Annotated in this window: 6 protein-coding genes; all 6 read right to left on the bottom strand. The window is 69.3% G+C overall.

Annotated features, from left to right (window positions below):
* Positions 1-428: ABC transporter ATP-binding protein (locus DW309_RS11750; RefSeq protein ID WP_136045479.1), on the bottom strand; the 428-nt coding region annotated here is incomplete at its 3' end.
* Positions 428-1,282: a carbohydrate ABC transporter permease gene (locus DW309_RS11755; RefSeq protein ID WP_205812745.1), complete on the bottom strand. Its 855-nt coding sequence runs from the start codon at positions 1,280-1,282 to the stop codon at positions 428-430. The genes DW309_RS11750 and DW309_RS11755, both read right to left, overlap by 1 nt.
* The gene (locus tag DW309_RS11760) at positions 1,279-2,226 is read right to left on the bottom strand and encodes a carbohydrate ABC transporter permease (protein ID WP_240744632.1); all 948 of its coding nucleotides are present in this window, start codon (positions 2,224-2,226) and stop codon (positions 1,279-1,281) included. The genes DW309_RS11755 and DW309_RS11760 overlap by 4 nt, the downstream gene beginning before the upstream one ends.
* 2 nt (positions 2,227-2,228) lie before the next feature.
* Positions 2,229-3,638 (bottom strand): extracellular solute-binding protein, encoded by a 1,410-nt coding sequence (locus DW309_RS11765; RefSeq protein WP_136045480.1) that lies wholly within the window; start codon positions 3,636-3,638, stop codon positions 2,229-2,231.
* Between the two features lie 63 nt (positions 3,639-3,701).
* The gene (locus DW309_RS11770) at positions 3,702-4,871 is read right to left on the bottom strand and encodes a Gfo/Idh/MocA family protein (protein ID WP_168387258.1); all 1,170 of its coding nucleotides are present in this window, start codon (positions 4,869-4,871) and stop codon (positions 3,702-3,704) included.
* On the bottom strand, positions 4,868-5,398 hold a 531-nt coding region (locus DW309_RS11775; RefSeq protein WP_168387259.1), incomplete at its 5' end, for a sugar phosphate isomerase/epimerase family protein. The genes DW309_RS11770 and DW309_RS11775, both read right to left, overlap by 4 nt.

The following is a 5,398-nucleotide window of genomic DNA, read 5'->3' on the forward strand; positions in this document are numbered from 1 at the left end:
ACGCGCTGCTGCTGCCCGCCCGAGAGCTGGCCGGGGCGACGCTCGATGAGGCCGTTCAGCGACAGGCCGTTCGCGACCGACTCGGCCGTGGTGCGGCGCTCGTTCTTCGAGACGCGGCGGATGCGCAGCGGGTAGGCGATGTTGTCGGCCACGTCCATGTGCGGGAACAGCGCGTAGTCCTGGAACACCATGGCCACGCCGCGCTCACCCGGCTCGGCGTTCGTGACGTCCTTGTCGCCGATCGTGAGGCGGCCGGACGTGATGCTCTCCAGGCCGGCGATCGAGCGGAGCAGCGTGGTCTTGCCGCAGCCGGAGGGACCGAGGAGGGCGAAGAACTCGCCGTCGGCGATCTCGACGTCGACGCTGTCGACGCCGCGCACCCCGCCGGGGTACTCCTTGACGAGTTGGGTTGCAGTGATGGCGGCCATCAGGACTTGATCCCTCCGTGGAAGCGGAAGCCGTAGCGGCGGTTGACGAAGAAGTAGATGAGGAGGACGGGCACCGAGAAGACCAGCGAGAACGCGGAGATGAGCCGCAGGTCGGCCTGGCCGCTCTCGGTGTAGAACGTGTACATGAGCACGGCGGCCGGCTGCATGTCGGGCGTGCGCAGCAGCAGGAACGGGACGAGGAAGTTGCCCCACACCTGCACGATGGTCCAGATCGCGATGAACGCGAGCCCGGGCCGGGCAATCGGCACGACCACGTCCTTCAGGATGCGGAAGGGACCTGCGCCGTACAGTCGCGCCGACTCCTCGTACGACTTCGGGATCGAGTCCATGAAGTCCTTGAGGATGAAGATCACGGTGGGCAGGATGCCGCCGGCGAGCACGAGGATCACCCCGACGTGCGTGTTGATGAGCTGCAGCTGGTTGATGAGCTGGAACGTGGGCACCATGGCCGCGGTCCCCGTCACGATCGACGACAGCAGCAGCAGCCCGTAGAGGATGCCGTCGCGGCCGGGGATGTTGATGCGGCTCATCGCGTACGAGGCCAGCGCGCCCAGCACGATCACCAGCGCCATCGTGCCCACGCCGAGGATCAGCGAGTTCAGGATCGACTTCAGCGCGTAGGGGTTCTCCGCCAGGCGCGCGAAGTTGTCGAGCGTCCAGTCCGGCCACGACACGGTCAGCGACGGGGTCGCGTCGAACGGTGCGAGGATCAGCCAGACCATCGGCAGCGCGAAGAACAGCGACACGATCACGAGCACGAGCGTGAACAGGATCCGCGAGACGAAGTGGGTCACGGACCGGTCGCGCGCGACGGTCTTGATGGTCGACATCATGAGCGCACCTTCTTCTTCTTCGGATTCGCACCCCGGGAGACGCGCGTGTACATCAGCGCGATCACGAGGTTGATCAGGAGCATGATGAGCGAGATCGCCGCACCGAGGCCGAGCTGTCCGCCCGGGATCGCGGTCTGGTAGATGTACACCGAGAGGATGTCGGTCTGCCCGTTGGGGCCGCCCGCGGTCAGCAGGTACGGCGTGAACGTGTTGAACGTCCACAGCGTGATCAGCAGCGTGTTGGTGAGCAGGTGCCCCTTGATGTTGGGCAGGATCACGTCGCGCAGCTGCTGCCACGTGTTGGCGCCGACCATGCGGGCGCTCTCCAGCTGCGACGGCGGCACGGCGCTGATGGCGGACGAGAACAGCTGCATCGAGAACGCGGTCCCGACCCAGATGTTGAAGATGATGATGCACTCCATCGGATGCTCGATCAGCCAGGCGGCACCCTCGGTGCCGAGCAGGGCGTTGAGCGTGCCGGTGCGGCGGTCGAGCAGGGCGAGCCACAGGAACGAGGCGACCGAGGCCGGGATGACCCAGGCCGCGAGCACGAGCGTCTCGATGAAGGTCTTGACGCCGGGACGGACGTTGCGCAGCATCCACGCCAGCGCGAATCCGAGCACGGTCTGCCCGATGATGCCCGAGACGAGCACGAACACGAGCGTGAGCCACAGGGAGTTCCAGAACCGCGGGTCGTTCAGTGCGGTGGAGAAGTTGTCCAGGCCGACGAACTGCGGGTTGGCGGCCGCGAAGCCGGTGAGCCGGTAGTTCGTCATCCCCAGGTAGACGGTCCAGATCGCGGGGAAGAGGAGGAACAGGCCGATCAGGAGGAGCCCGGGGGCCGCGAACAGCGTCGCCCTGGCGCGCCCCAGACCGGCGACGTCCTCCGCGCGGCGCCGGCGGGGAGCGCGGACGCTCCCCGCCGGCATCGTTGCATTCGTCATGGTCACTCGGAGATCGCGTCCGGTCCTACGACGCCTTCGAGACCACGGACGTAGGTCTTCAGCGCATCGTCGACCGAGGTTCCGGTGGCGACGTCGAGCGTGGCCTGCTGCAGCAGCACCGACACCTGCGGGTACGCGGCGAGACCGGGGCGGTACGCCGTGATCGGCAGCACCTCCTGGCTCACGAACGTCAGCATCGGGTCGGACGACAGCAGCTTCTCGTTCACGTCGTCACGCGGCGAGATCGCGAGCGTGCCGGCGGCACGGGCCTCGTACGCCTCGGGCGAGTTCATGAACGCGAGCAGCTCCCACGCCAGCTCGGCGTGCTTCGAGTTCGGGTTGAGCACGCGGCCGGTGCCGCCCGACATCGACACGAAGTCCTGGCCCTTGATGCCCTTGCCGGGCTCGACCGCGGGGATCTTGGCGTAGCCGACGACCTCGTCGCGGTTGGCCATGGGCGCGGTGCCCACACCCTCCGCGGGGTTGATCACGGAGCGCCAGAAGTAGTCGCCCTCCAGGAGGATGCCGATCTTGCCCTCGGCGAACAGCTGGAACGACGTGTCGCGGCCGGAGGCCTCCTGCTGCAGCACGGGGTCGCCCAGGCCCTCATCGACGTAGATCGTCTTGTAGAGGTCGAGCACCTCCTGCATGCCGTCGGTGGCGCCGATCCACTTGCCGTCCTCGTACACCTGCTCGCCGGTGCCGACGAGCATCGGGAGCAGGCCCTGCATGGTCGTGGCCTCGCCCATCGCGGTACCGGCGTTGAGCTGGATCGGGGTCACGCCGTCGATCTTCTTGAGGTCCTTCGCGGCATCGAGGATGTCGTCCCAGCTCTCCGGCGCCCAGTCCTCGTCGAGGCCGGCCTGCGCGAACAGGTCCTTGTTGTAGTAGAGCACCCGGCCGTCCGCGCCCTGGGGCACCCCGTAGCGGTCGCCGTCGAACGACAGCGCGCTCTGCACGGCGTCGGGGATCTGTCCCCAGCCGTCCCAGTCGTCCACGGCGTCGCCGCCGACCTCGGCGAGCGGCTTGATGTAGCCGGCCTCGGCGAACTCGCCGACCCAGATGCCGTCCATGCCGATGATGTCGGCGCCCTTGCCGGACTGCAGGTCGAGGGCGATCTTCGTCTTGTAGTCCTCGTCGTCGACGCCCTGCGGCTGGAACTCGACCGTGACGTCCTTGCCGTCCTCCTCCATGGCCTTCTCGAACTCGGGGACGACCCAGTCCGCGATCCAGTCGGCCTCGGCGGCGTTCTTGCCTCCCGTGATGGAGTTGGTGGTGAGCGTCAGGGTGACGGGCCCCGTCGACTCCTCGGCCTCGGGCTCCGATCCTCCGGAGCAGCCGGCCAGCACGACCGCACCGACGGTGGTGAGGGCGAACGCCGCGAGCAGGCGGCGCTTTCCTTGCGTGACCATTTCCGACCTTTCTTGTCGTTGATCGCCGAGCGGTGGCGCTCGGATTCGGGTGTTGCGGGATGGCTACTGCGCGGCTTCGGCGCTCGGGTCGAGCGCGTGGCCCTTCGAGACCGCGAGCGCGCGGATGATCCGCTGCCCGACGCGCACGTCGGCGACCGACTCCTCGACGCTCGCCCCGTCGGGGCGTTCGCCGCGGACCAGGGCCGCGAGCGCGTACAGCTCGTTCTCGAATGCTTCCTGTTGCATCCACCGCGATTCGCTCACGCGGATGCCGAGCTCCGGGTGACTCTCGGTCACGCGGAGGATGGTGGGGAGGTTGGTCACGTAGGGCACGCCGAACACGAGCTCGATCGATCCGGCCTCGTGGTGGAACGTGACGGTCTCCTGGTAGTCGGGGTAGCCGTCGATGTAGTGCCAGTCGACGGTCCACGGCGTCTCGTCGCGGGCGAGGGTGCCGCGCACGTGCACGGAGCCCGGCATCTTCGGGCCCCAGTGCTGCGCGAACGCGACCTCGCCGAGACCGCCGACGAGCGACCGGAGCAGCCCCACGTCGTGCACGATCGAGCCGAGCACGACGTTGGTGTACAGCGTGCGGAGGTCGACGGGGAGGTCTGACCCGACGGCACCGTCGACGATGGCGGCTGTGCCGGCGATCAGGGGCTCGATGGTGTCGCGGGGCACGTCGCGCGTGGGAGCGGCGAGCCGCGCGTAGGCGAGCTGCGAGCCGTCGAGCGGGTGCATGACCTGCACGTCGATCGCGCGCAGGGTCACGTCGGCGAGCAGTTCCTTCGCGCGCAGCGACGCGGTGTCGTACTCCTTCATGTAGCCGACGCGCACCCAGTCGCGCAGGTCGACGCCGGCCTCGCGCCCGTACGCCGTGAGCTCGTCCAGCTCGGCGAGCGAGTAGGCGAGCGGCTTCTCGGCGAGCACCCGGATGCCCGCCCGCACGAGCCGCAGGGTGTCTCCCGCGTGCGAGCCGGTGGTGGCGAGGATGGCGGCGTCCACGTCGAGGTCGCCGGCGGCCGTCGCGGCCACGAGCTCGTCGACCGAGGTGAACTGCCGGGCGGACGGCACGCCGTAGCGGGCGCCCATGTCGGCGGTGCGCGCGGCGGACAGGTCGACGAGCGCGGCGATCGCGAAGGCCTCGGCGTTGCGGCGCAGCAGCGGCAGGTGCACGCTCTGGCTGATCGCGCCGAGTCCGATCACGGCGACGCGGGTGACGGCGGCGCTCATGCGAACCACCGCCGCAGGGCCTCGCGGTTGGCGGCCTGCTCGGCCACGGCGCGCTCCACGTCGGCGGTCGAGCGGGGCACCACGTCCTGCTCGACGATCAGCCATCCGGAGTACCCGCTCGCGACGATCTCGTCGAGCAGGGCGTCGACGGCGAGGTCGCCCTCCCCGAGCGGCACGAACACGCGCTTCTCCCACACCGAGCGCATGGGGTCGTCGGCGGCCAGGGCGTCGTGCAGCAGGGCGGTGCGGGCGTCCTTCAGGTGCAGGTGGTTGATCCGCTCTCGCCAGCGCCGGTAGTCGGGCAGGGGGTCGCCGCCGCCGATCAGCAGGTGACCGGAGTCGAACGTGAGGTCGACGTCGGTGGAGGCGAGCAGCGCGTCGATCTCCTCCGGCGTCTCGACGTGCGTGCACGCGTGGTGGTGGAAGGTGGGCTCGAGGCCCCGGTCGCGCACGCGCGCGGCGGCGCGGTTCACCCGGTCGGCGAACCGTTCCCACGCGGCACCGCGGAGCGTGAGCTCGGGGGCGCC

The organism is Microbacterium sp. K41, from assembly GCF_004794395.1.
Taxonomy (GTDB): Bacteria; Actinomycetota; Actinomycetes; order Actinomycetales; family Microbacteriaceae; genus Microbacterium; species Microbacterium sufflavum.